Source organism: Mesorhizobium sanjuanii (assembly GCF_002529485.1).
Classification (GTDB): Bacteria; Pseudomonadota; Alphaproteobacteria; order Rhizobiales; family Rhizobiaceae; genus Mesorhizobium; species Mesorhizobium sanjuanii.
The window spans coordinates 54,567-74,379 of sequence record NZ_NWQG01000063.1; the positions used below are offsets into that span (position 1 = coordinate 54,567).

Sequence of the window (19,813 nt, forward strand, 5' to 3'; positions counted from 1 at the left end):
CGACCCGGTCGGTTTGCCATCGAAAATGCCGCAAAGCTTCGTCAATTCGTCATGCAAATCGCCTATGGCAGCGGTGCTGACGAGGATTTTCGATGCGCTACGCGATCTATTTCACCCCAAGGCAGGACGAGAAGCTGGCGCGAATCGCCGCCAACTGGCTCGGTCGTGACCCTTTCGGCGCCGCGACCCGGCCGGTCGAGGCGGTGGGCGATTTGTCGGCGGCGGAAGTCGCATTTCACACCGCTTCGGCACGCCGCTACGGTTTTCACGCGACGCTGAAGGCGCCTTTCCGGCTGGCTGCGAGCGAGACGGAAACCTCGCTACGCGCCGCACTCGACAGCTTTGCCGAAGCAACGCCCGTGGTGATGATCCCTCGCCTTGTCGTCAGCCAGATCGACGGCTTCTTCGCGCTGGTGCCGGAAGCGCCGCTGCCGGCGCTCAATCGCTTCGCCGGCGATGTCGTGCTCGCCTTCGACCGCTTTCGCGCACCGCTGACCGAGACCGAAATCGAACGGCGCAGCCCCGATTCGCTGAAGCCGGACGAGTTCCGCAACCTCTGCCAGTGGGGCTACCCCTATGTCTTCGAGACGTTTCGCTTCCACATGACGCTGTCTGGCCGCGCCGGGCCACAGGAAAGCCTTCGTCTTCGCGCAGCAATCGAGAGCCTGTTTGCCGAGGTCCTGCTGCGGCCGGTGCCGGTGGACGCGTTGACGCTGTTTGTCGAAACCGAACCCGGCGCCCCGTTCATGGTGCTTTCCCACCACGCGCTCGGGCGTCGCCCGGCCAGAAAAACTGCTTGAGATAGGACTGCCTGAAATGACCGCCGAGACCGTTCTTACCAACGCCCGCATCGTGCTTGCCGACGAGATCGTCGAGGGCTCGCTGGTGCTGCGCGACGGCCTGATCGCCGCCATAGATCCGGGCGCCGCCCGCTCAGGCGAGGATATGGGTGGCGACTACATCATTCCGGGACTGGTCGAACTGCACACCGACCATCTGGAAGGCCATTACGCGCCGCGGCCGAAAGTGCGCTGGAACCCGATCGCCGCCGTGCTCGCCCACGATGCGCAGGTGGCGACCGCCGGCATCACCACGGTGCTCGACGCCCTTCGCGTCGGCATGGACGAGGATGCCGACCTGAACGCAGACGACATCCGCAAGCTGGCCGACGCGATCGAGGACAGCGTCGCACAGGACCGGCTCAGAGCCGACCATTTCATCCATCTGCGCTGCGAGGTTTCGGCGCCGGATTGCCTGAGGGCCTTCGCCAATTTCGAGCGCGACGAAAGGGTCAGGATGGCATCTTTGATGGATCATGCGCCGGGCCAGCGCCAGTTCGTCGATCTCGACACCTACGCCTATTACTACCAGCGCAAGCTGAAGCTGACGGACAGCGACTTCCAGAAATTCTGCGAGAAGCGGATGGCGGAATCGGCGATGAACTCCGGCCCGAACCGCGTCTTCATCGCCGCCTCCTGCCATGAGCGCGGCATCGTGCTGGCCAGCCATGACGACGCCACGACAGGCCATGTCGATGAGGCGATCGAGCAAGGCGTGCGCGTCGCCGAATTCCCGACCACCGAGGAAGCGGCAAGGGCCTCCAAGCAGGCCGGGCTTGGCGTGCTGATGGGTGCGCCGAACGTCATGCGCGGCGCCTCGCATTCGGGCAATGTCTCGGCCCGCACGCTGGCCGGCGACGGGCTGCTCGACATATTGTCGTCCGATTACATTCCCTTCAGCCTGATCCAGTCGGCCTTCTTCCTCGGCGATGTGGTCGAAGGCATTTCACTGCCGCAGGCAGTGGCGATGGTGTCGAAGAACCCGGCCGAGGCGGTCGGCCTCAGCGATCGCGGCGTGATCGAGCAGGACCGGCGCGCCGACCTCGTTCGCGTACGCGTCGATGACCATGTGCCTGTCGTGCGCACCGTCTGGCGGCAGGGCCGGCGCGTCGCATGATGGTGTCGGCGTTGATCGAGCGCGAATTGTCGGCCGCGGCGTTTCCGATCCGCGAGGGCGTCTTCGTCGCCGTCGTCGGGCCGAGCGGCGCCGGCAAGGACACGGTGATCGGCTATGCCCGCGCCCTGTTTGCCGAGGAAAGCCGGTTGGAGTTCGTGCGCCGCGTCATCACCCGGCCGAGCGACGCCGCGAGCGAGGAGCACGACACGCTGGCCGACGCGGCCTTTGCCGAGGCCGAAGCCGACGGCGCCTTCGCCATTTCCTGGGAAGCGCATGGCCTGCGCTATGGCATTCCGGCGGAAGTCGACAGTTCGGTCGCCAACGGGCGCGTTGCTGTGGCGAATGTGTCCCGCGCGATCATCCCGAAGCTGCGCGAACGCTACGCCAACCTGGCGGTCGTCGAGATCACCGCGTCGCCGGAAATCCTGGCCGAGCGGCTGGCCATGCGCGGCCGCGAGTCGCGCGGAGAAGTGCTGGCGCGGCTTTCGCGCAGCGCCAATGTCGCCTTGTCCGGGCCCGGCGTCACCTCGATCGACAATGGCGGTCCACGCGAGGCCGCAGGCGAGCGCTTCGCCGAGGTGCTGCGCAAGGCGATGGCCTTTTCGGACATATCGGGCATGATTTAGGATATGTCGATGTTCAGGTGATGCCGGCCTGCAAACGGCGGTTTCCTGTGCTTCCGGTGCTCACGTACCAAAAAGTACGCTCCGCTCCGGTTCTCGGAAACCACCATTTTCGGCTCGGCCTGACCTGTATCTCAACATATCCTATAGCTGTCGGAACACTCATTCTGCCGGCGCTCCGGCGGCGCCCTTGCGGGTGGCGTCGAGCATCAGGCGGCGCTCGCGGAACACACCCCATTGCTGGTCGACCAGCACGCCGATCAGGATCACCCCGCCCATCACCGCGAAGTTGAGCGAGGAGGGGATGCCGAGCAGATTGACGAGGTTCTGCAGCTCCTGCAGCAGCACCGTGCCAAGGAGGACGCCGATCAGCGAGCCTTCGCCGCCGCGCAGCGAAAAGCCGCCGAGCACGGCGGCGGCAATTGCGTAGAGTTCATAGAACTGGCCATGGCTGGCCGGCGAGATCGAGCGCGTGTACATGGCGAAATAGATCGCCGACAGGGCCGTCAGCACGCCGCAGATGACATAGGCCGCGATGACGACGCGGCCGGTACGGATGCCGGAATATTTCGCCGCCTCCTCGTTCTTGCCGATGGCATAGAGATAGCGCCCGAACACCGAGCGATGCAGCACCACCCACATGACGATGGAAATGACGATAAGCGCGATGAAGGAGTTCGGCACGCCGTAGCTGCGACCGGCGGTCAGGAATTCCAGATCGGGGAAATTCTGCCCGAAGGCGAAACCGGCGGTGCCGTCGCCGGTGTAGAAGCGCGCCACGCCGCGATAGATCAACAGGCCGCAGAGCGTGACGACGAAAGGCTGCAATTTCAGGCGGGTGATCAGCCAGCCATGCGCCAAGCCGATGATGGCGCCGAGCACGATGATGAGCACGAAGGCCAGCGGCCACTCCATCTCGCGCACGGCGATGAAGTCGATGAACAGCGTGCCGAGCAGCGCGACCACCGATCCCACCGACAATTCGATGCCGCCGGTGATGATGACGAAGGCCTGGCCGATCGACAGTATGCCGAACAGGCCGATCAGGTTCGAGGTGTTGGCAAGGTTGATCGGCAAGAGGAAGCGCGGGTTGATGATCGCCACCACCGCTCCCACCACCAGGATCAGGATCAACAGACCGAGATCTTTTTTGCTCATCGTTATCCCTCCCCTAAGCAGGTTCCGCAAAGTGTTCCGCGGTTTTGCGAAACCTGCGGCAAAACCAAAAACCTATCTCGGCTTCTTGCCCACGGCCAGCAGCAGCACATTTTCCTGGCTGAAGTCGTCCTTGTCGAGAATGCCCGAGATCTGGCCCTCATGCATGACGGCGATGCGGTCCGAGACGCCGATCACCTCCTCCATGTCGCTGGAGATCATCAGCACGGCGACGCCGGCGTCGGCCAGCGCTCGCATCAGCCCGTAGATCTCGGCCTTGGCGCCGATGTCGATGCCGCGCGTCGGCTCGTCGAGGATCATGACCTTGGGGTTCATCGCCAGCCATTTGGCGAGCACGACCTTTTGCTGGTTGCCGCCCGACAGCGTGCCGGTGCGTGTCGCGACCGAGGGCGCCTTGATGCCGAGATTGTTCTTCTGCTTCTCGGCGGTGGCGGCCTCGGCACTGGCCGAGACCAGCTGATGTCTTGCATGCGCCGGCAGATTGGGGAGCGAAATGTTCTGGGCGATCGACAGGTCGAGCAGGACGCCGGTCAGCTTGCGATCCTCGGGGACGAGGAAGATGCCATGGGCCACGGCGTCGGCGGCCGATTTCAGCGCCAGCTCCTGTCCGTCCAGCGTAATGCTGCCGCCGAAGCGCTCGTCGATGCCGAACAAGACGCGCGCCAGCTCGGTCCGGCCGGAGCCGACCAGGCCGGCGAGGCCAAGGATTTCGCCATGCCTGACGTCGAGATCGACGGGCCGGTCGGGATAGGCGCCGGTGCGCACGGCCTTGGCCGACAGCGCGACGGAGCCGGACGCGCGCGCCGCTTCAGAGGCCTTCTCGCGCTCCTTCAGCATGCGCCCGATCATCAGCTTGACCATCTGGTCGTGATTGATGGCGCTTTTCGGCAAGGTACCGGCCAACATGCCGTCCCTCAGGACGACGACGCGGTCGGCGACCCGCTCGACCTCGTGCAGGCGGTGCGAGATGAAGATGACGCTGATGCCCTCGGTCTTCAGCGCCTTGATGACATCGAGCAGCTTGTCGGTCTCGGCGAGCGGCAGGCTGGAGGTCGGCTCGTCGAGGATGACCAGCCGCGCCTCGATCGACAGCGCCTTGGCGATCTCGACCATCTGTTGTTGGGCAAGCGACAGGGCCGATACCGGCGTGTCGGCCGAGAAATTGGCGCCGACGCGCTTGAGCAAGGGCGCCACCTGCGTGCGCAGTCTGGCGCGATCGACCAGCTTGAGCGGACCACCGCGCAACGGCTCGCGACCGAAGAAGATATTGGCGGCGACGTCGAGGTTCTCGAACAGATTGAGTTCCTGGTGGACGAAGGCTATGCCGGAACCGAGGCTGCCTTCGACGGTCAGCCCGTCATGCGCGACGCCGTCGACCGTGATGGTGCCGCTGTCCGGCCTGGTCACGCCACCGAGTATCTTCATCAGCGTCGATTTGCCGGCGCCGTTTTCGCCGACCAGGCCGATGATCTCGCCTGGCCTGACTTCCATCGAGAACCCGTCCAGCGCGACCACGCCCGGATAGGTCTTGCGCACGCTCTCCAGGCTCAGGAACGGAGCGGTCGTCGATGCAACGATGGATGTGTCGGAATAATTCATCACGCCTGACAGCAGCCGTTTGGCCACAGACTGACGGGCCTCGCGAGGCCCGTCAATAACAGCGTCGCGCTGCCCCTCACCCTTACCCTCTCCCCGTGAAGAACGGGGAGAGGGGGATCGCCAGCGCCGGAGCTTGTCCCTTCTCCCCGTTCTTCACGGGGAGAAGGTGCCGGCAGGCGGATGAGGGGCAGCGCCAACGCCGATTATTTTCCCGCCATCTTCGCCAGGTCGGCGGCGTAGGCGTCGACATCGTCCTTGCCGATGATCTTGGTCGGGATGATGATCAGCCCGTCGGCCGGAATGCCCGACTTGTCGCCCTTGAGATAGGCGGCCATCAGCTTCATGCCCTGATAGGCCCATTCGAAGGGCTGCTGGACGACGGTGGCAGCCACCGTGCCTTCCTTGACGCCGCCCAGCGTGATCGGATCGTCGTCGAAGCCGACGACCGTGATCTGGCCAAGCTTGCCGGCGTCGCGCAGCGCTTCATAGATGCGCGGCGTGTTATAGGAGTAGAAGCCGACCATGCAGGTCACGTCGGGGCTGGCGACCAGCGCGTCCTCGACATTCTTCTTGGCGCGGGCCTGGTCGATATCGTCGCCGCGCACGTCGACCAGTTCGATCTTGGTGCCGGCGAGCCCCTCCTTCATGCCTTCGATGCGCTCCTTGGCGTTGTCGGCGCCAAGCAGGCCGACGAAGCCGAGGCACTTGCCGCCATCAGGCATCGCCTTCTTGGCGATCTCGGCCGCCTGCTTGCCGGCATCGACGTTGGACGAGCCGATATAGGCGACGCGCTTGGTCTGCGGGGCGTCGCTGTCGGTGGTGAACAGCGCCGTTTCCGAGGCGATCTTGTTCAGCCCGTCGGTCGAGGTCTTGGGATCGACGGCCGACACCATGATCCCCTTGACGCCGGCGGTGACCAGATCGTCCATCAGCCGTTGCTGGATGGCGACCGACGATTGCTCGGGATATTTCAGCTCAAGATTATAGTCGGGCAATTCGCCCTGCGCCTTCTTCACGCCGGCTTCCGCCGCCTTCCAGAAGTCGGACGCGCCGTTGACGACGAAGGCCAGCGTCGGCTTGTCCTGGGCGCGCGCGATTGCGCTCGCCGACAGGCCGAGCAGCAGAGCCGCCGCGGCTACGGATGCAGTTCGCATTACAGATTTCATGTTCAACCTCCCATTTGGCACAGTCATTTCTGATCTGAAATTTGTCGATTGCGGCCTGGACGCCTCCTCCTCAAGGGTTGCGGCAGCGAAAGAACGTCGCCACTCCAAGCCGCAAACGGAACTCTAGACACACATTCGACGTTCGTAAATAGTCCGATTTGTCTGACATTTTCGTGATTATACGGCGCCCTCCCCGGCCTTCTTCCGGCCACTTCGGCACGTCGCACGGTGGTTTCGCAGCGTCCGGCTCGACCCGAGACGGACACGGCGGATTGACACTAGATCGCTTGCGGCTATTAGTAAATAACTATTAGTTATGCGATTTGAAATCGCCCGCCGGGCGCAAGGAGTCGCGAGCAGAGGAATCGTAGGGAGAGAGACATTGGCAATCGACTGCGCTGTTGCAGCGCAGCAAAATCCAGGAAAACCGCGCAGACTTTGTTACCGCGCGGCGGTCATCGTACGGTCAGCGGCACCTGCTAATAATAATCAACGCGCCTGCCATTTTCCATAAATGCGCCACGCCGAGCCATCTTGCCGCCGCGCGTGGCCTTTGCTTAGAACAGGCCGGGACTGGGAACCATGCTGCCATGAGCGAACCGACGGATGCCCTCGAAGCCACCAGGCGCCGCAAGCCGGCGGGCAAGAACCCGAAGGGCCGCGTCACCATGACCGACATCGCCAGGGCCGCCGGCTGCTCGCAGGCGACGGTCTCCTTCGTGCTCAACAACACGCCGGGCATCAGGCTGTCGCAGCAGACCCGCGAGCGGGTGATCGAGGCCGCGCGGGCTCTCGGCTATGCGCCGTCCGCCTTTTCCGTGCTGCGTGCCCCCGTCGCGCCGTTCGAAGGACTGGACGGGGTTATCGGTTTCGCCGTCGACCAATTGGCCACCAGCCCCGAGGCGGTGGTCGCCATCGAGGGAGCGCGCCAGGCTTCATGGAACGCCGGCAACGTGCTCCTGGTTGCGCAGACGATGGGCGATGCCGTCATGGAACCCCGCGCCATCGCGGCGCTGACCAAGCGGGGGATTTCGGCGCTGATCTACATGACCATCTTCACCCGCGAGATATCGGCCCCCGACTATCTCTACGGCCTCGACATCCCGGTCATCCTGCTGAACTGCTATACGTCGGACTATGCCTTCCCCGCCGTGGTGCCGAGCGAGATCGCCGCCGGGCAGAGCTCGACCCGGCACCTGATCGGCCATGGCCACCGGCGCATCGCCACCATCACCGGCGAGCCCTGGATGCAGGCGGCGCAAGACCGGCTGAAGGGCTACCGCCGGGCGCTGGCCACCGCCGACATCCCGTTCGACCCGGAGCTGGTGGTCGAAGGCGACTGGTCGGCAAGTGCCGGCTATGCGGCGACCGTCAAGCTGCTGGCGCTGAAGGACCGGCCGACCGCCATCTTCTGCCAGAACGACCGCACCGCCATCGGCTGCTATGAGGCGCTGAAGGAAGCCGGCCTGCACATCCCCGGGGATATCTCGGTCGTCGGTTACGACGACGAGGAGATCGCCCGCCATCTGTTCCCGCCTTTGACGACATCGATCCTGCCGCATATGGCGATGGGGCAATGGGCGATCGAACAGCTCGAGATCCCCGCGCCGCCCGGCCGAGGGCGATATCCCATCACCAAGCTCGAATGCCCGCTGGTCGAACGGGACTCGGTTGGCGCCGTGGCGGGATGACCGCGCATTCACTTGGTCTGACAATAGGGCGGCCTGTCAATTTTCTCGGAGGCCGGCCAGCGCTGCGGCCAGCCGGCCTTGGCCGGCGCAGTAAATCGCGAAGTGTCAAGGGCGGACGCGGCGCCAATGACGGGCGCGTAGAGCTAGCCGGCCGGCTTCGTGAAGTCGTGGCGACGTGCGCGAACATGTGCCAGCAAATTCGTTTCGTTGATGACCCCGGCTTGGAAGAGGGTCAGCGTGGTCGAGGCCAGAACCTCGCCATCGATGGAGGTGCTGTACCATTTGGCGTCAGCGGTTACCTGGTCGATCACCCTTTTGCACGTCGCGCGATCTTCAGGTCTCAGAGCCTTCCCCCTATTTCATGATGTGGTCGCGAAAGACAAACACTCGTTCCACGGCTTGTGGCCCAAGGGCGAAGCAGCGGCCCGGCTCCTGTCAAACGGGATGGAGCCGGGCCTTACCGGAGGGGCTTTGCGGGGGGCTCCGGCTGGCGAAGATGTATGCGTTAATGCTAATATCGGCGAAGCATTCAAATGAAGGATGGCGGAGCTCCGCGCTTACCTCGAGTTGACGAACTGTTCCGCCGGCGGCGCGGGCCGGCGCATCCGAAGCCGGTCGGCCCGCCGAAACGCGCTGTTAACGCCGTTTGCGGGTGACAGGATGCCGGACGCAGTTCCAAAGTGTAGGATGCCGCCTGCTGTCAGCCGCGGAGGCGAAAATGAATTTCCTTCGGATTGCGCTCCTGTGCACGGCCATGATCGGCCTGGCAGGGTCCGTTCGCGCCGAGGACCAGCCTGTTCCACAGGACAGCGAAACCACGAAAGAGCAGCCGCCAGTTCATTGCGAGGGGCAAAACTGCCTCCCACCGGCAGATGATCCTGTCGAAGAATGCACCGGGCAAGATTGCACGCCAGCTCCGCCAACTGAGTCCGCTCCACAAATTGAACAGGTCAAGTGAGCAGCATCAGGCTGGCAGGCTAGAATCATCATCGCATCAGGCGGAGAAGACGGCGGCATTCGGCGGAAAATGGCGCGCCCGAAGAGATTCGAACTCCTGACCCCCAGATTCGTAGTCTGGTGCTCTATCCAGCTGAGCTACGGGCGCGCAACAGGCCATGCTTTGCATAGCCCGCGATCCGATCCTTGACGACCGGCCGCGAATGTGGAGTGTTCCCTAGCGACTGAATTTCCGAAAAGCAAGCCGATCCGGCAAAAGTTTTGCTGTTGGCGCCTCGGCCGATTCCTTGTTCGGCGCAATTGCCTGGGGAAAGCGCTGCGCGCTTTCCCCAGGAAAACCGTTACACACTTTCCCGGAATTGGTCCGGATCAGGGAATGCTGGGGATCAGGCGGGGCGGCGCAGGCCGCTGCGGGCCTGGTCGAGGCGGACCGGCTGGTCGGGAATGGTGACTGCGAAGGTGGTGCGGCCGCCAACGCTTTCGACGAGCTCCACCGTGCCGCCATGGGCGCGGATCAATTCGTGGGCGATGGCCAGGCCAAGGCCGGTGCCGCCGCTGCGAGCCGAGCCGCGGAAGGCGGCGAACAGGTTTTCGCGCGCCTTCGGCGGCAGTCCGGGGCCGGTATCGGTGACGATGATGCGGCTGACGCTGCCCAGGCGCTCGGCCGACACCGCCAGCCGGCGCACCAGCGCGCTCTCCTGGTCCGCCGCCATCGCCTGCACGGCGTTGCGGCACAGATTGGTGAGCACGCGAAAAAGCTGGTCGGAATCGGCGTCGACCTCGAAGGCGAGCTCGACGGCGTTGACGAATTCGATGCCCTCTTCGATGTCGAGCAGGCCCTGCACGTCCTCGACGAGTTGGCGCAGCCTGATGCGGCGGCGCGAAGGCGGCGGCTCCTGCGTGCGGCCATAGGCGAGCACGCCTTCCGAATAGGACACGGCACGATCGAGCGCGCGCAGCAGTTTCGGCGCGAAGGCCTGCACCGTCGGGTCCCTGACCTGGCGCAGCCGGTCGGATATCAGTTGCGCCGAGGCCAGGATGTTGCGCATGTCGTGATTGATCTTCGACACGGCGAGGCCAAGGTCGGCAAGGTGCTTCTGCTCGGAGAGCATCTTTTGCAGCCGCTCCTGCATCTGCGAAAGCTCGCGCTCGGCGACACCGATCTCGTCGGAGCGCTCGGCGGGGCGAATGATCCGGCCGGGATCGTCCGGCGCCTCGGAGAAGGACAGCATCGAGCGCGTCATCGTGCGGATCGGGCCGATCATGATCAGGTCGATGGCGGCATAGACCAGCATGGCGGTGAACAGCGAGATCAGCAGGGAGACGAAGGCGACGTTGCGCGAATAGATCAGCATGGCCTTGCGCAGGCTGCGATCGGGCATGATCAGCTCGAACTCCTTGTCGCTCTCGCCCACCGGCCCGAACACGCGCAGCATGCGGTTGCCGCCGAAAAACAGCGTGTCGAGGGCGCCGGTCATACCGCTGAGCATGCCGACATTGGCGATATCGATATGCTCGTCGACATGCGGCGGCATCTCGGCCACGACCAGAAGCCGCGAGACGCCGCCGTCGCGCACGGCGATCGCCTTGGCGCCGATCGCCATCAGCACATCGTTCTGGGCGGCGCGCGACAGCGAGGCGGGGTCGCCCTGCACCAGCACGATCGACACGGCGGCAGCGGTGCCCAGCCTCTCCTTCAGCCAACTCACCCGGTAGCTGGCGATCCAGGGCAGAAAAATGAGCACTTCGGCCAGGAGCACGAAGACGATGGTGAGCAGCAGCAGCTTTGTCGACAGGCCACGCGACAAGGGCACCGTACGGGGGGGCACGAAGCGCGGCGCCGTCCCGGCGGCCGTCTTCGCCGGATCGACCCTTTCATCCGTGGCGGGAACTTCACTCATGCTGCTCTTGTCTTCACGATCACTTGATCAGCCGAGATTAGGCGATTACGGCTTTCTTGCCAAATTCATCCTTCGTCGAAACATCGCACCGGAGCGTCAAGACTTCGACCGTCGGCCTGACGGCACCGGATTGACTTCCAAAATCCTTCTTTCTATAAGCCCGCTCACGCTCGGGCCATTCGTCCCGGCGCGGTTTCGATCGCGCCAAAACCGGCCCGGCATAGCTCCTGTTACAAAGTGACAGAATCAAGAAGGGCCGCACCCCGCGGTATTAAAACAAATGAAGCGTACCTACCAACCGTCCAAACTCGTCCGCAAGCGCCGGCACGGTTTCCGTGCCCGCATGGCCACCAAGGGTGGTCGCGGCGTCGTCGCAGCCCGCCGCAATCGCGGCCGCAAGCGGCTCAGCGCCTGAACGGAAGACGAGATCGTTGCCCGCCACCGGCAAGCCAGTGGGACCAAATCCCAAGCGGCTTCTGAAACGCGCGGAATTCCTGGCCGTCCGGCGTGGTGAAAAGCGCCGCGGGCGGCTTTTTCTCGTCGAGGTTCTCGACCGCGGCGACGAACTGTCGCCGCGCGTCGGCTATACCGTCACCAAAAAGGTCGGCAACGCCGTGGTGCGCAACCGCATAAGGCGGCGGCTCAGGGAAGCCGTGCGCACGCATGCGGCAGATGACATGGCGCCTGGCAATGACTATGTCATCGTCGGGCGCGAAGACGTGCTTGCCATTCCGTTCGGCCAGTTGAAGGCCGAACTCTCCCGCCGATTGCGCGGAACACGATAGGCCAAGGGCTTTCGATGGAAAACAACCGGAACTTCTTCATCACCATCGCGCTGTCGGTGCTGATCCTGACGCTGTGGCAGGTGTTCTACATGAACCCGCGCGTCGAAGCCCAGCGCGAGGCGGCCCGCATCGAGGAGCAGCGGGTGGCGGAGCAGAAGAAGGCGGCCGAAGGCGCCAATCCCGGCGGCGCGGGAACGCCGGCGCCGCCGCAAGGCGCCATTCCCAACGCGCCCGGCGGCGAAGTGGTGACAGCGGCCGGCCGCGATCAGGCGCTGGCGGCGACCAGCCGCGTCAAGATCGACACGCCAAGCCTGGAAGGCTCGATCAACCTTACCGGCGCGCGTCTCGACGACATAAAGCTCAAGCACTACACGGAGACGGTCGACAAGAACTCGCCCGAGATCGAACTGCTCAATCCGTCGGCGCTGCCCAATGGCTATTTTGCCGAGATCGGCTTCGTCGGCAATGACAAGACCGGAGCGGTGCCAGGTTCGGACACGGTGTGGACCGTCGACGGCAATGCGACACTGACGCCGTCCAGCCCGGTGACGCTGACCTATTCGAACGACAAGGGCCTGACCTTCAAGCGCACCTTCTCGGTCGACAACGACTATATGTTCACGGTTTCAGATACGGTGCAGAATTCAGGCGCCGCCGCTGTCTCGTTGTTCAACTATGGCCGCGTCACCCGTTTCGACAAGCCGTCCGTTGCCAGCATCTATGTGCTGTTCGAAGGCCTGATCGGCTTCACCGGCGAGGAAGGCCTGCAGGAACACAAATACGCGTCCATCGAAAAGGACAGGGAATTCAAGCCAGGCAAGTCGACCGACGGCTGGCTGGGCATCACCGACAAATACTGGGCGGTGACGCTGGTGCCGACCGAGAAGCAGCCGTTCCAGCCGCGCTATGCCTATTTCGAGGATGGCCGGCACCGCTATCAGTCCGACTTCCTGACCGACCCGATCAATATCGACGCCGGCCAGTCGGCGACCGTCGAGACCGAGGTCTTCGCCGGCGCCAAGGAAGTCGGCAAGATCAATGCCTATGCCGAGGATCGCCACATCAAGCGGTTCGACCTGTTGATCGACTGGGGCTGGTTCCACTTCATCACCAAGCCAATGTTCTGGCTGATCGACACGCTCTACAAGTTCTTCGGCAATTTCGGCCTGGCGATTCTCGCCACCACCGTCATCGTTAAGGCCCTCTTCTTCCCGCTCGCCAACAAGTCCTACGCATCGATGGCGAATATGAAGAAGGTGCAGCCCAAGATGCTCGAAATCCGCGAGAAATACGCGGACGACAAGATGAAGCAGCAGCAGGCGATGATGGAGCTCTACAAGACCGAGAAGATCAATCCGATCGCCGGCTGCTGGCCGGTGGCGTTGCAGATCCCGGTCTTCTTCGCGCTCTACAAGGTGCTCTACATCACCATCGAGATGCGGCATGCGCCGTTCTTCGGCTGGATCCAGGATCTGGCAGCGCCGGATCCGACCTCGATCTTCAACCTGTTCGGCCTCATTCCAATCACCCTGCCGCACATGCTGATGGTCGGCGTCTGGCCGCTGGTCATGGGCGTGACGATGTTCCTGCAGATGCGCATGAACCCGACGCCGCCGGACCCGACGCAAGCCGCGATCTTCACCTGGATGCCGGTCATCTTCACCTTCATGATGGCGGGCTTCCCCGCCGGACTGGTCATCTACTGGGCCTGGAACAACACACTTTCGATCATCCAGCAGGGCGTGATCATGAAGCGCCAGGGCGCCAAGATCGAGTTGTGGGACAACCTGGTGGCGATGTTCCGCAAGAAACCCTCGCCCGCGGAATAGCGGGCGCCCCGATCCCATATCGAATTTGCGAAACCCCGGCTCGGTGAGCTGACCCCGTAAAGTTGGACACCAACCTTCGGGGGTCAGTTCACGTCCGGGATTTTTATTGTCGGCGATCACATTTCGCCGGCGGCGAAACTTTGGCTTGCGACGCTGCGTTGCTGCTCCAGCGCCATATCACGGTGACGGCTTCCGGCGCGCTGGCGCCGGTGTTTGGGAGGCCGTACCGGCGACCGGGGTCCCGTCATCCTTCGCGCGGGACCCCGGTTTCTCAGGTTGAGGTTCCGAGGCCTTGCGCGGCGGCGACTGGAGCGCGCCGGCGAGCGTTATTCCACAACCGCGCTGTGATCGACCTTGGCGGGCGTCGCAGGCTTGCGCAGCAGCAGAACCAGCGGGATGGCGGCGAGCGACAGGATCATCATCAGCTTGAAGTCGTCCATATAGCTGATGATCGTCGCCTGCAGCGTGACCGCGCCGTCGAGCGCTGCGCGGCCGGCAGCGCTATAAGGGTTCATTGCCTCGGAGATAGCCGGGTTGCTGAACGCCTGATTGTAGGGCGTCACATAAGTGGCGATGTTTGCATGGTTGATCTGCACGTTCTGCGTCAAAAGCGCAGTGACGACCGATATGCCGACGCTGGAGCCGATGTTTCGCGACAGATTGTAGAGCCCGGTTCCTTCCGCGCGCCGCTCCGGCGCCAGCGTGGCGAAGGTGATGGTGGTGAGCGGAACGAACAGGAAGCCGAGCCCCGCGCCCTGGATGAAGCCGGTGCTGATGATCGTCCATTGCGATACGTCCGGGGTCCAGCCGGTCATGTCATACATCGCCCAGGCGGTGACCAGCAGGCCGGTCAGCAGCAGCCAGCGCGTATCCACCTTGCCGACCAGCCTGCCGACCAAAAACATGCAAGCCATGGTGCCAAGGCCGCGCGGCCCCATGACGATGCCGGCCGTCACCACCGGATATCCCATCAGCGTCTGCAGATAGGGCGTCATCAGGGCCAGTGAAGCCAGATAGGTGATGCCGATGATGAAAATGAAGACCATCCCGACCGCGAAATTCCTGTCGAGGAAAAGCCGGGGATTAACGAACGTATTGCGGGCCGTGAAGGTGTGGACGAGGAAGATGTAGAAGGCCGAGGCGCAGATCAGCGCCTCGACGATGATCTCGGATGACGAGAACCAGTTGAGCTGCTCGCCGCGATCGAGAAACATCTGCAGGGCCGCGATGGTGATGCTGAGCATGCCAAATCCCAGCCAGTCGAGCCTTGCCTTGAGGTCCGTCTTGGTTTCCTGGACGAACATCGACACGCCGGCGAAGGCCAGCATGCCGATCGGGACGTTGATGTAGAAGACCCAGCGCCAACTGACATTTTCGGTCAGCCAGCCGCCTATGACCGGTCCGAGCACCGGTCCGACCATGACGGAGACGCCGAACAGCGCCATGGCCGAGCCGCGCTCTTCGACGCTGTAGATGTCGAGCAGGATGCTTTGCGAGAGCGGCACCAGAGCCGCGCCGAACAGGCCCTGCAGCAGCCGAAAGCCAACGATCTGCGGCAGCGACTGCGCGAACCCGCAAAGCACGGACGCGACGACGAAGCCGGTGATCGAGGTCAAAAGAATGCGCTTGCGGCCGAAACGATTGGCAAGGTAGCCGGAAGGCGGCGTCATGACGGCGGCCGCGACGATGTAGGAGGTGAGCACCCAGTTGATCTGGTCGGCGCTCGCCGACACGCTGCCCTGGATATAGGGAAGCGCCACGTTGGCGATGGTCGTGTCCAGCGCCTGCATGATGACGGCCAGGATGACACAAGCGGTGATGGCGCCGCGATTGGCGACCACCGATGCGCCATCCGTCGCCGACGCGCTGGTCATGACTTCTGCTCGAACCTGCCGATGAGGTTGGTGACGAAGTCCGGCAGGCCGCGCGCATGGCCGGTGTCGATGCCGACGACGACGCTCATTCCGGCTCTGAGCGGCGGCTTGCCCTGAGGATCGTCGACGGTCACGCGTATGGGAATGCGCTGCACGACCTTGACCCAGTTGCCGGTGGTGTTCTGCGCGGGCAGCAGCGAGAAGCTCGACGACGAAGCTGGGCTGATGCTGGCGACCGTGCCGTGCCAGACGGCGCCCGGATAGGTGTCGACGCTGATGGTCGCCGGCTGTCCCGGCCGCACATAGGTCAGCTCGGTTTCCTTCGGCTCCGCCGCGATCCAGAGATCGGTCGCCGAAACCAGGCTGAACGCCGGCTGCGACGCCGGCAAATACTTGCCGACCTGGAGCGCGTCGACATTGGTGACAATGCCGTCGAACGGCGCCTTGACGACGGAATCGCCGAGGTTGCGCTGGGCGTCGTCCACGGCCGACTGGGCTTGGAGGTAGAAGGGGTTCCTGTCCACGGGCTGGTTGGCGTCGCCGCCGAGCTGGGCAAGCGTCGCCTGAGCCTGGGCCTTGGCGACGGACACCTTTTGGCGGGCGGCGACAAGGTCGTGCTGGGCACTGTCGAAACTTGCCTTGGAGGCGGTGGAGGTCTTGAGCAGATCCTGCTGGCGCTGGAAGGCTGCCTCATAATAGGAAATGTCGGCCTCGGCCTGCTCGATCTGCGCCAGCGACTGCTGGTAGCTCGCCTGCAAGGTCAGCACCTGGTTGCGCACCGTGCCGAGCTGGGCCTGGGCTGCGGCGAGCGCGGTTTCGAAGGAGGCCGGCTTCAGCCGGAAGAGCACCTGGCCCTGCTTCACCGCTTCGTTCTCGTGCACGTCGATCTCGGAGACAGTGCCGGAGACATCGGTGGAGACGCCGAGCGACTGGGCCTGGATGTAGGCATTGTCGGTGGTCATGACCTGGCCGCCGATAACGTAGTAGTAGCCGCCAACGGCCAGCGCCACGGGGAGCAGCGCAAAAAGGATCGGCCGCGTCAGGCTGCGCCTGGGCTTGACCGGAGCGGGGGGCGCCACGGTGACCGTGGCTTGCCGCGGCTGCGGGGACGGAGCCTCGAGTACCGCCGGCTCCAGGGCAACCGGCGCTTCCAGCTCGTCATCATCGATGACCGTGTTGGCTCGCCTCTGCCCGCGTTCGCTGTCCAGCCGGATTATCTGGTCGCTCGCCAGATCCGCGGAAGGCTCCCCGGCCGGCTTCCTTGGTGAGGTTGATTCAGCCATGTATTTTCTCCCTGTCGACGGCTGGCTGGACGCAAGCCTCGAGCGGATTGGACTTGATCAGGGATAGGGTTTGCAGCTGATGCTGCTGGGCGTCGGAGGCGCGCGAACGCTGCCCAGACCGCTTGCTGAGCGGGCGCGCGGCATCGTGCAGCACGAAGCTGATGTTGGGTGTAAAGGACATGGCAGGGATATCGGAGTCGGCTAGCAACTTTTCGTGAGCATGCTTATTATCATCATGCACATAATCATGCTGGACGCGGTGCGCAAGATGGATTAGGCCGCCTGGAGCAAATGTCACATCGGCGGTGGCGCAAAGGAAGGACCGGCATGGGGCCGGTGAAAAGATGACGATGAACTGGCTCGCGATCACGACCGTGGCTGTCCTGTCGGGCTGTGCGCTTCCGGCCGTCGCCAAGGAGGCCGTCAGCTGTGGCGGGGCCGCGATGCTGGGCGGCGCGCAGTTGAACTGCAGCCTTGTCGAACCCAAGGCGGCGCCACGGTTCTGCAGCTTTAGCTGGGCTTTGCACATGCCGACCGGCGATCAGAAGATCGTCGAGGGCAGCTTCCTTTTGCCGCCAGGCGCCGCGAATGTCAGCGTCTACCAGGGCAGTGGTTTCGACCGAGCGATGTCCGATCCGATCGTGATTTGCCGCGGCACGAAGTGACCATCGAAGCCCTTAGGGGCACGCTCATCGGGTGATTGGCGCTACAGGGCGGATCACGCTATTTTGAACGGCGCACGCGGATTTCGCCTGCGCGGCTGCCAACCCACTCGACGGACCTCGACATGGACGGACCCAACCCCAACATCAAGCACCCGATCCCGATGCACACGCGCGTCGGCTTCCTCAAGGGACTGGTCAACGCGCCGAACATCGAGATTGGCGACTATACCTATTACGACGACCCGGACGGGCCGGACAAATTCGCCGAGCGATGCGTGCTGCACCACTATCCGTTCATCGGCGACAGGCTGATCATCGGCAAATTCTGCGCCATCGCCGAGGGCGCGCGCTTCATCATGAACGGCGCCAACCATGCCATGTCCGGCTTCTCGACCTACCCGTTCAACATCTTCGGCCATGGCTGGGAACAGGGTTTCGACCCGAAGACGTGGTCGAAGGAAATACGCGGCGACACAGTGCTCGGCAATGATGTATGGATCGGCATGGAGGCGGTAATCCTGCCCGGCGTCAAGATCGGCCATGGCGCCATCGTGGCGGCGAAATCGGTGGTCACGCACGACGTGCCGCCTTATGCGATCGTCGCCGGCAATGCGGCCAAGGTGGTGAAAATGCGCTTCGACGACAAGACGATCAGGCGGCTGTTGATGGCGGCCTGGTGGGACTGGCCGGTGGACAAGATCAGCCGCAACCTCAACGCCATCAGAGGCGCCGATATTGCTCGCCTGGAGGCCGCGGTTTGAGCGCGACAAACAAAACGACAAGCAACAAGACCGCGATCGCTCCCGAATTGTTCACGCAAGCGTGGATCTTCATCCGCGGCGTGCCGTCGATGAAGTTCCTGCCGCCGGAAGGGCCGCCGGAGATCGCCTTTGCCGGCCGTTCGAATGTCGGCAAATCATCGCTGATCAATGCGCTGGTCAACCAGAAGGGGCTGGCGCGCACCTCCAACACGCCGGGACGGACGCAGGAACTCAACTATTTCGTGCCGGATGGATTTTCGGGCGAAGGCGCCGACCTGCCGCCGATGGCGCTGGTCGACATGCCGGGCTACGGCTATGCGAGCGCGCCCAAGGAAAAGGTCGACGACTGGACGAAGCTGGTCTTCGACTATCTCAAGGGCCGCGTGACGCTGAAGCGGGTCTACGTGCTGATCGACGCCCGCCATGGCATCAAGGCCAAGGACGACGAGGTGCTGTCGCTGCTCGACAAGGCGGCGGTGTCTTATCAGATCGTGCTGACCAAGACCGACAAGATCAAGGCCGCCGGCGTGCCGCGATTGATCGAAGAGACATTGGCGAAAATCAAGAAGCGGCCGGCCGCGTTTCCGTTCGTTCTCGCGACATCGTCGGAAAGAAACGAGGGCCTGGAAGAACTGCGCGCGGCGATCGTGCTTGCGGCCAATGGCGGATAGAGCAAAAACAGGTTAGCGCTCCGCCTCCAGCGCAATCATCTGATGGCTTTCTTCCTCGGCAAGCCTTTCTGTACCGTAGGCCTTCAGGAACATGCCGACGCCCGACCTGACGATGTGGTCGATTTCATCCTGGCTCGGCGCCTTGGTGCGGTAGGCGAATATGCACTGGCGAAAAAGACCGGCCAGGCACAGTTCGGTGAATTGATAGGCGGCAAGATCGACATCGTCGATCTCGAGCAGGCCGCGCTCGACGGCGGCATTGAGAAAGGCCGCAACCTTGTCATGGCCGCGCTTCGGGCCGCGTTCGTAAAAACGCGCGCCCATGTCGGGTATCCTGTCGGACGCGCCGATCACCGTGCGCTGCGCCTGGATGACCTTGGCCGAGGTGATCTTGAGGGACAGCACCTTGCCGAACTTCACCAGCGTCTCGCGAAGGTCGTCGGCGCGGTCGAGCATATCGTACATGTTCTTGAAGATCGTGCCGCGCTCTTCCTCGATCAGCGCCTCGAACAACTCTTCCTTGTTGGCGAAATAGACATAGATCGTGCCTTTGGAGACGCCGGCTTCGCGCGTGATGTCGTTCATCGACGCCGCCTCAAAACCCTTGTCGATGAAGACACGGCGGGCGCCGTCGATGATCTGACTGCGTTTGACCGGGTCCTGCCCGGCCGCCGGGCGGCCACGACGCAGGCTGTCCAGCACGTCGCACTGGTCCTTGCCCGTGTCGGATAGTGTCTCGCCCATAAAACTCACACCTCGCAAAATAATTCGAACCAATCGGTTCGATTGCCCTTGATATGGGACCGTTTTGACGCTAAGTCAACGCCCATATCGAACCGAACGGTTCAGTATAACAGATTTTTCCCTGCATATACT

Annotated in this window: 19 protein-coding genes and 1 tRNA gene; 10 read left to right on the forward strand and 10 right to left on the reverse strand. The window is 63.4% G+C overall.

What is annotated here, in order from left to right:
• Positions 1-92 precede the first annotated feature (92 nt).
• The 3 genes from CN311_RS12020 to phnN are packed head-to-tail and all read left to right on the forward strand — an operon-like array spanning position 93 to position 2,582.
• Positions 93-800, forward strand: coding sequence for a DUF1045 domain-containing protein (locus CN311_RS12020; protein WP_097573933.1), 708 nt, complete (start codon positions 93-95; stop codon positions 798-800).
• A gap of 16 nt (positions 801-816) precedes the next feature.
• Positions 817-1,956: an alpha-D-ribose 1-methylphosphonate 5-triphosphate diphosphatase gene (locus tag CN311_RS12025; protein ID WP_097573934.1), complete on the forward strand. Its 1,140-nt coding sequence runs from the start codon at positions 817-819 to the stop codon at positions 1,954-1,956.
• Positions 1,953-2,582 carry a phosphonate metabolism protein/1,5-bisphosphokinase (PRPP-forming) PhnN gene (phnN, locus tag CN311_RS12030; protein ID WP_165779672.1) on the forward strand — a complete coding sequence of 210 codons (630 nt, stop codon included), beginning with the start codon at positions 1,953-1,955 and terminating at the stop codon, positions 2,580-2,582. The genes CN311_RS12025 and phnN overlap by 4 nt, the downstream gene beginning before the upstream one ends.
• Before the next feature lie 159 nt (positions 2,583-2,741).
• Here phnN and CN311_RS12035 read toward each other — a convergent pair whose 3' ends face one another.
• The 3 genes from CN311_RS12035 to CN311_RS12045 all read right to left on the reverse strand — a co-directional run bounded on the left by CN311_RS12035 (position 2,742) and on the right by CN311_RS12045 (position 6,520).
• On the reverse strand, positions 2,742-3,737 hold the full coding sequence (locus CN311_RS12035) for an ABC transporter permease (RefSeq protein WP_097573936.1): 996 nt from the start codon (positions 3,735-3,737) through the stop codon (positions 2,742-2,744).
• A 72-nt stretch (positions 3,738-3,809) separates the two neighbouring features.
• Complete coding sequence (locus tag CN311_RS12040; RefSeq protein ID WP_097573957.1) at positions 3,810-5,354, reverse strand: sugar ABC transporter ATP-binding protein; 1,545 nt, start codon at positions 5,352-5,354, stop codon at positions 3,810-3,812.
• A 203-nt stretch (positions 5,355-5,557) separates the two neighbouring features.
• The gene (locus CN311_RS12045; RefSeq protein ID WP_097573937.1) at positions 5,558-6,520 is read right to left on the reverse strand and encodes a sugar-binding protein; all 963 of its coding nucleotides are present in this window, start codon (positions 6,518-6,520) and stop codon (positions 5,558-5,560) included.
• Between the two features lie 590 nt (positions 6,521-7,110).
• Here CN311_RS12045 and CN311_RS12050 point away from each other — a divergent pair.
• Positions 7,111-8,211 (forward strand): LacI family DNA-binding transcriptional regulator, encoded by a 1,101-nt coding sequence (locus CN311_RS12050; protein ID WP_165779673.1) that lies wholly within the window; start codon positions 7,111-7,113, stop codon positions 8,209-8,211.
• A gap of 143 nt (positions 8,212-8,354) precedes the next feature.
• Here the strand turns inward: CN311_RS12050 and CN311_RS12055 are convergent, their stop codons facing one another.
• The 3 genes from CN311_RS12055 to CN311_RS12065 all read right to left on the reverse strand — a co-directional run bounded on the left by CN311_RS12055 (position 8,355) and on the right by CN311_RS12065 (position 11,069).
• The gene (locus CN311_RS12055) at positions 8,355-8,522 is read right to left on the reverse strand and encodes a hypothetical protein (RefSeq protein WP_245440808.1); all 168 of its coding nucleotides are present in this window, start codon (positions 8,520-8,522) and stop codon (positions 8,355-8,357) included.
• A 717-nt stretch (positions 8,523-9,239) separates the two neighbouring features.
• A tRNA-Arg gene (locus CN311_RS12060) sits at positions 9,240-9,316 on the reverse strand.
• Positions 9,317-9,554: 238 nt separating this feature from the next.
• Complete coding sequence (locus tag CN311_RS12065) at positions 9,555-11,069, reverse strand: sensor histidine kinase (RefSeq protein WP_097573939.1); 1,515 nt, start codon at positions 11,067-11,069, stop codon at positions 9,555-9,557.
• A gap of 280 nt (positions 11,070-11,349) precedes the next feature.
• On the opposite strand from CN311_RS12065, the gene rpmH reads away from it, so the two are divergent.
• The 3 genes from rpmH to yidC are packed head-to-tail and all read left to right on the forward strand — an operon-like array spanning position 11,350 to position 13,683.
• Positions 11,350-11,484, forward strand: coding sequence for a 50S ribosomal protein L34 (gene rpmH / locus CN311_RS12075; RefSeq protein WP_008833937.1), 135 nt, complete (start codon positions 11,350-11,352; stop codon positions 11,482-11,484).
• A 16-nt stretch (positions 11,485-11,500) separates the two neighbouring features.
• Complete coding sequence (rnpA, locus tag CN311_RS12080) at positions 11,501-11,854, forward strand: ribonuclease P protein component (RefSeq protein WP_097573941.1); 354 nt, start codon at positions 11,501-11,503, stop codon at positions 11,852-11,854.
• A 14-nt stretch (positions 11,855-11,868) separates the two neighbouring features.
• A complete protein-coding gene (yidC, locus tag CN311_RS12085; RefSeq protein WP_097573942.1) occupies positions 11,869-13,683 on the forward strand; it encodes a membrane protein insertase YidC in 1,815 nt (604 codons plus the stop codon).
• A 326-nt stretch (positions 13,684-14,009) separates the two neighbouring features.
• Here the strand turns inward: yidC and CN311_RS12090 are convergent, their stop codons facing one another.
• From CN311_RS12090 to CN311_RS33390, 3 genes are read right to left on the reverse strand one after another with little or no spacing between them, the layout of a single operon-like run.
• On the reverse strand, positions 14,010-15,557 hold the full coding sequence (locus CN311_RS12090) for a DHA2 family efflux MFS transporter permease subunit (protein ID WP_097573943.1): 1,548 nt from the start codon (positions 15,555-15,557) through the stop codon (positions 14,010-14,012).
• Positions 15,554-16,840: an HlyD family secretion protein gene (locus tag CN311_RS12095; protein WP_097573944.1), complete on the reverse strand. Its 1,287-nt coding sequence runs from the start codon at positions 16,838-16,840 to the stop codon at positions 15,554-15,556. Before CN311_RS12095 ends, CN311_RS12090 begins: the two co-directional genes overlap by 4 nt.
• Positions 16,833-17,210 (reverse strand): hypothetical protein, encoded by a 378-nt coding sequence (locus tag CN311_RS33390; protein WP_245440809.1) that lies wholly within the window; start codon positions 17,208-17,210, stop codon positions 16,833-16,835. Before CN311_RS33390 ends, CN311_RS12095 begins: the two co-directional genes overlap by 8 nt.
• On the opposite strand from CN311_RS33390, the gene CN311_RS12105 reads away from it, so the two are divergent.
• The 3 genes from CN311_RS12105 (at position 17,191) to yihA (ending at position 18,937) form a co-directional block, all read left to right on the forward strand.
• The gene (locus tag CN311_RS12105; protein WP_097573959.1) at positions 17,191-17,505 is read left to right on the forward strand and encodes a hypothetical protein; all 315 of its coding nucleotides are present in this window, start codon (positions 17,191-17,193) and stop codon (positions 17,503-17,505) included. The two genes, CN311_RS33390 and CN311_RS12105, sit on opposite strands and share 20 nt — an antisense overlap.
• 122 nt (positions 17,506-17,627) lie before the next feature.
• On the forward strand, positions 17,628-18,266 hold the full coding sequence (locus CN311_RS12110) for a CatB-related O-acetyltransferase (RefSeq protein WP_097573946.1): 639 nt from the start codon (positions 17,628-17,630) through the stop codon (positions 18,264-18,266).
• Positions 18,263-18,937, forward strand: a complete 675-nt coding sequence (yihA, locus tag CN311_RS12115) for a ribosome biogenesis GTP-binding protein YihA/YsxC (RefSeq protein ID WP_097573947.1) — start codon at positions 18,263-18,265, stop codon at positions 18,935-18,937. Before CN311_RS12110 ends, yihA begins: the two co-directional genes overlap by 4 nt.
• Before the next feature lie 12 nt (positions 18,938-18,949).
• Here the strand turns inward: yihA and CN311_RS12120 are convergent, their stop codons facing one another.
• On the reverse strand, positions 18,950-19,681 hold the full coding sequence (locus tag CN311_RS12120) for a TetR/AcrR family transcriptional regulator (RefSeq protein WP_097573948.1): 732 nt from the start codon (positions 19,679-19,681) through the stop codon (positions 18,950-18,952).
• Positions 19,682-19,813: the final 132 nt, after the last annotated feature.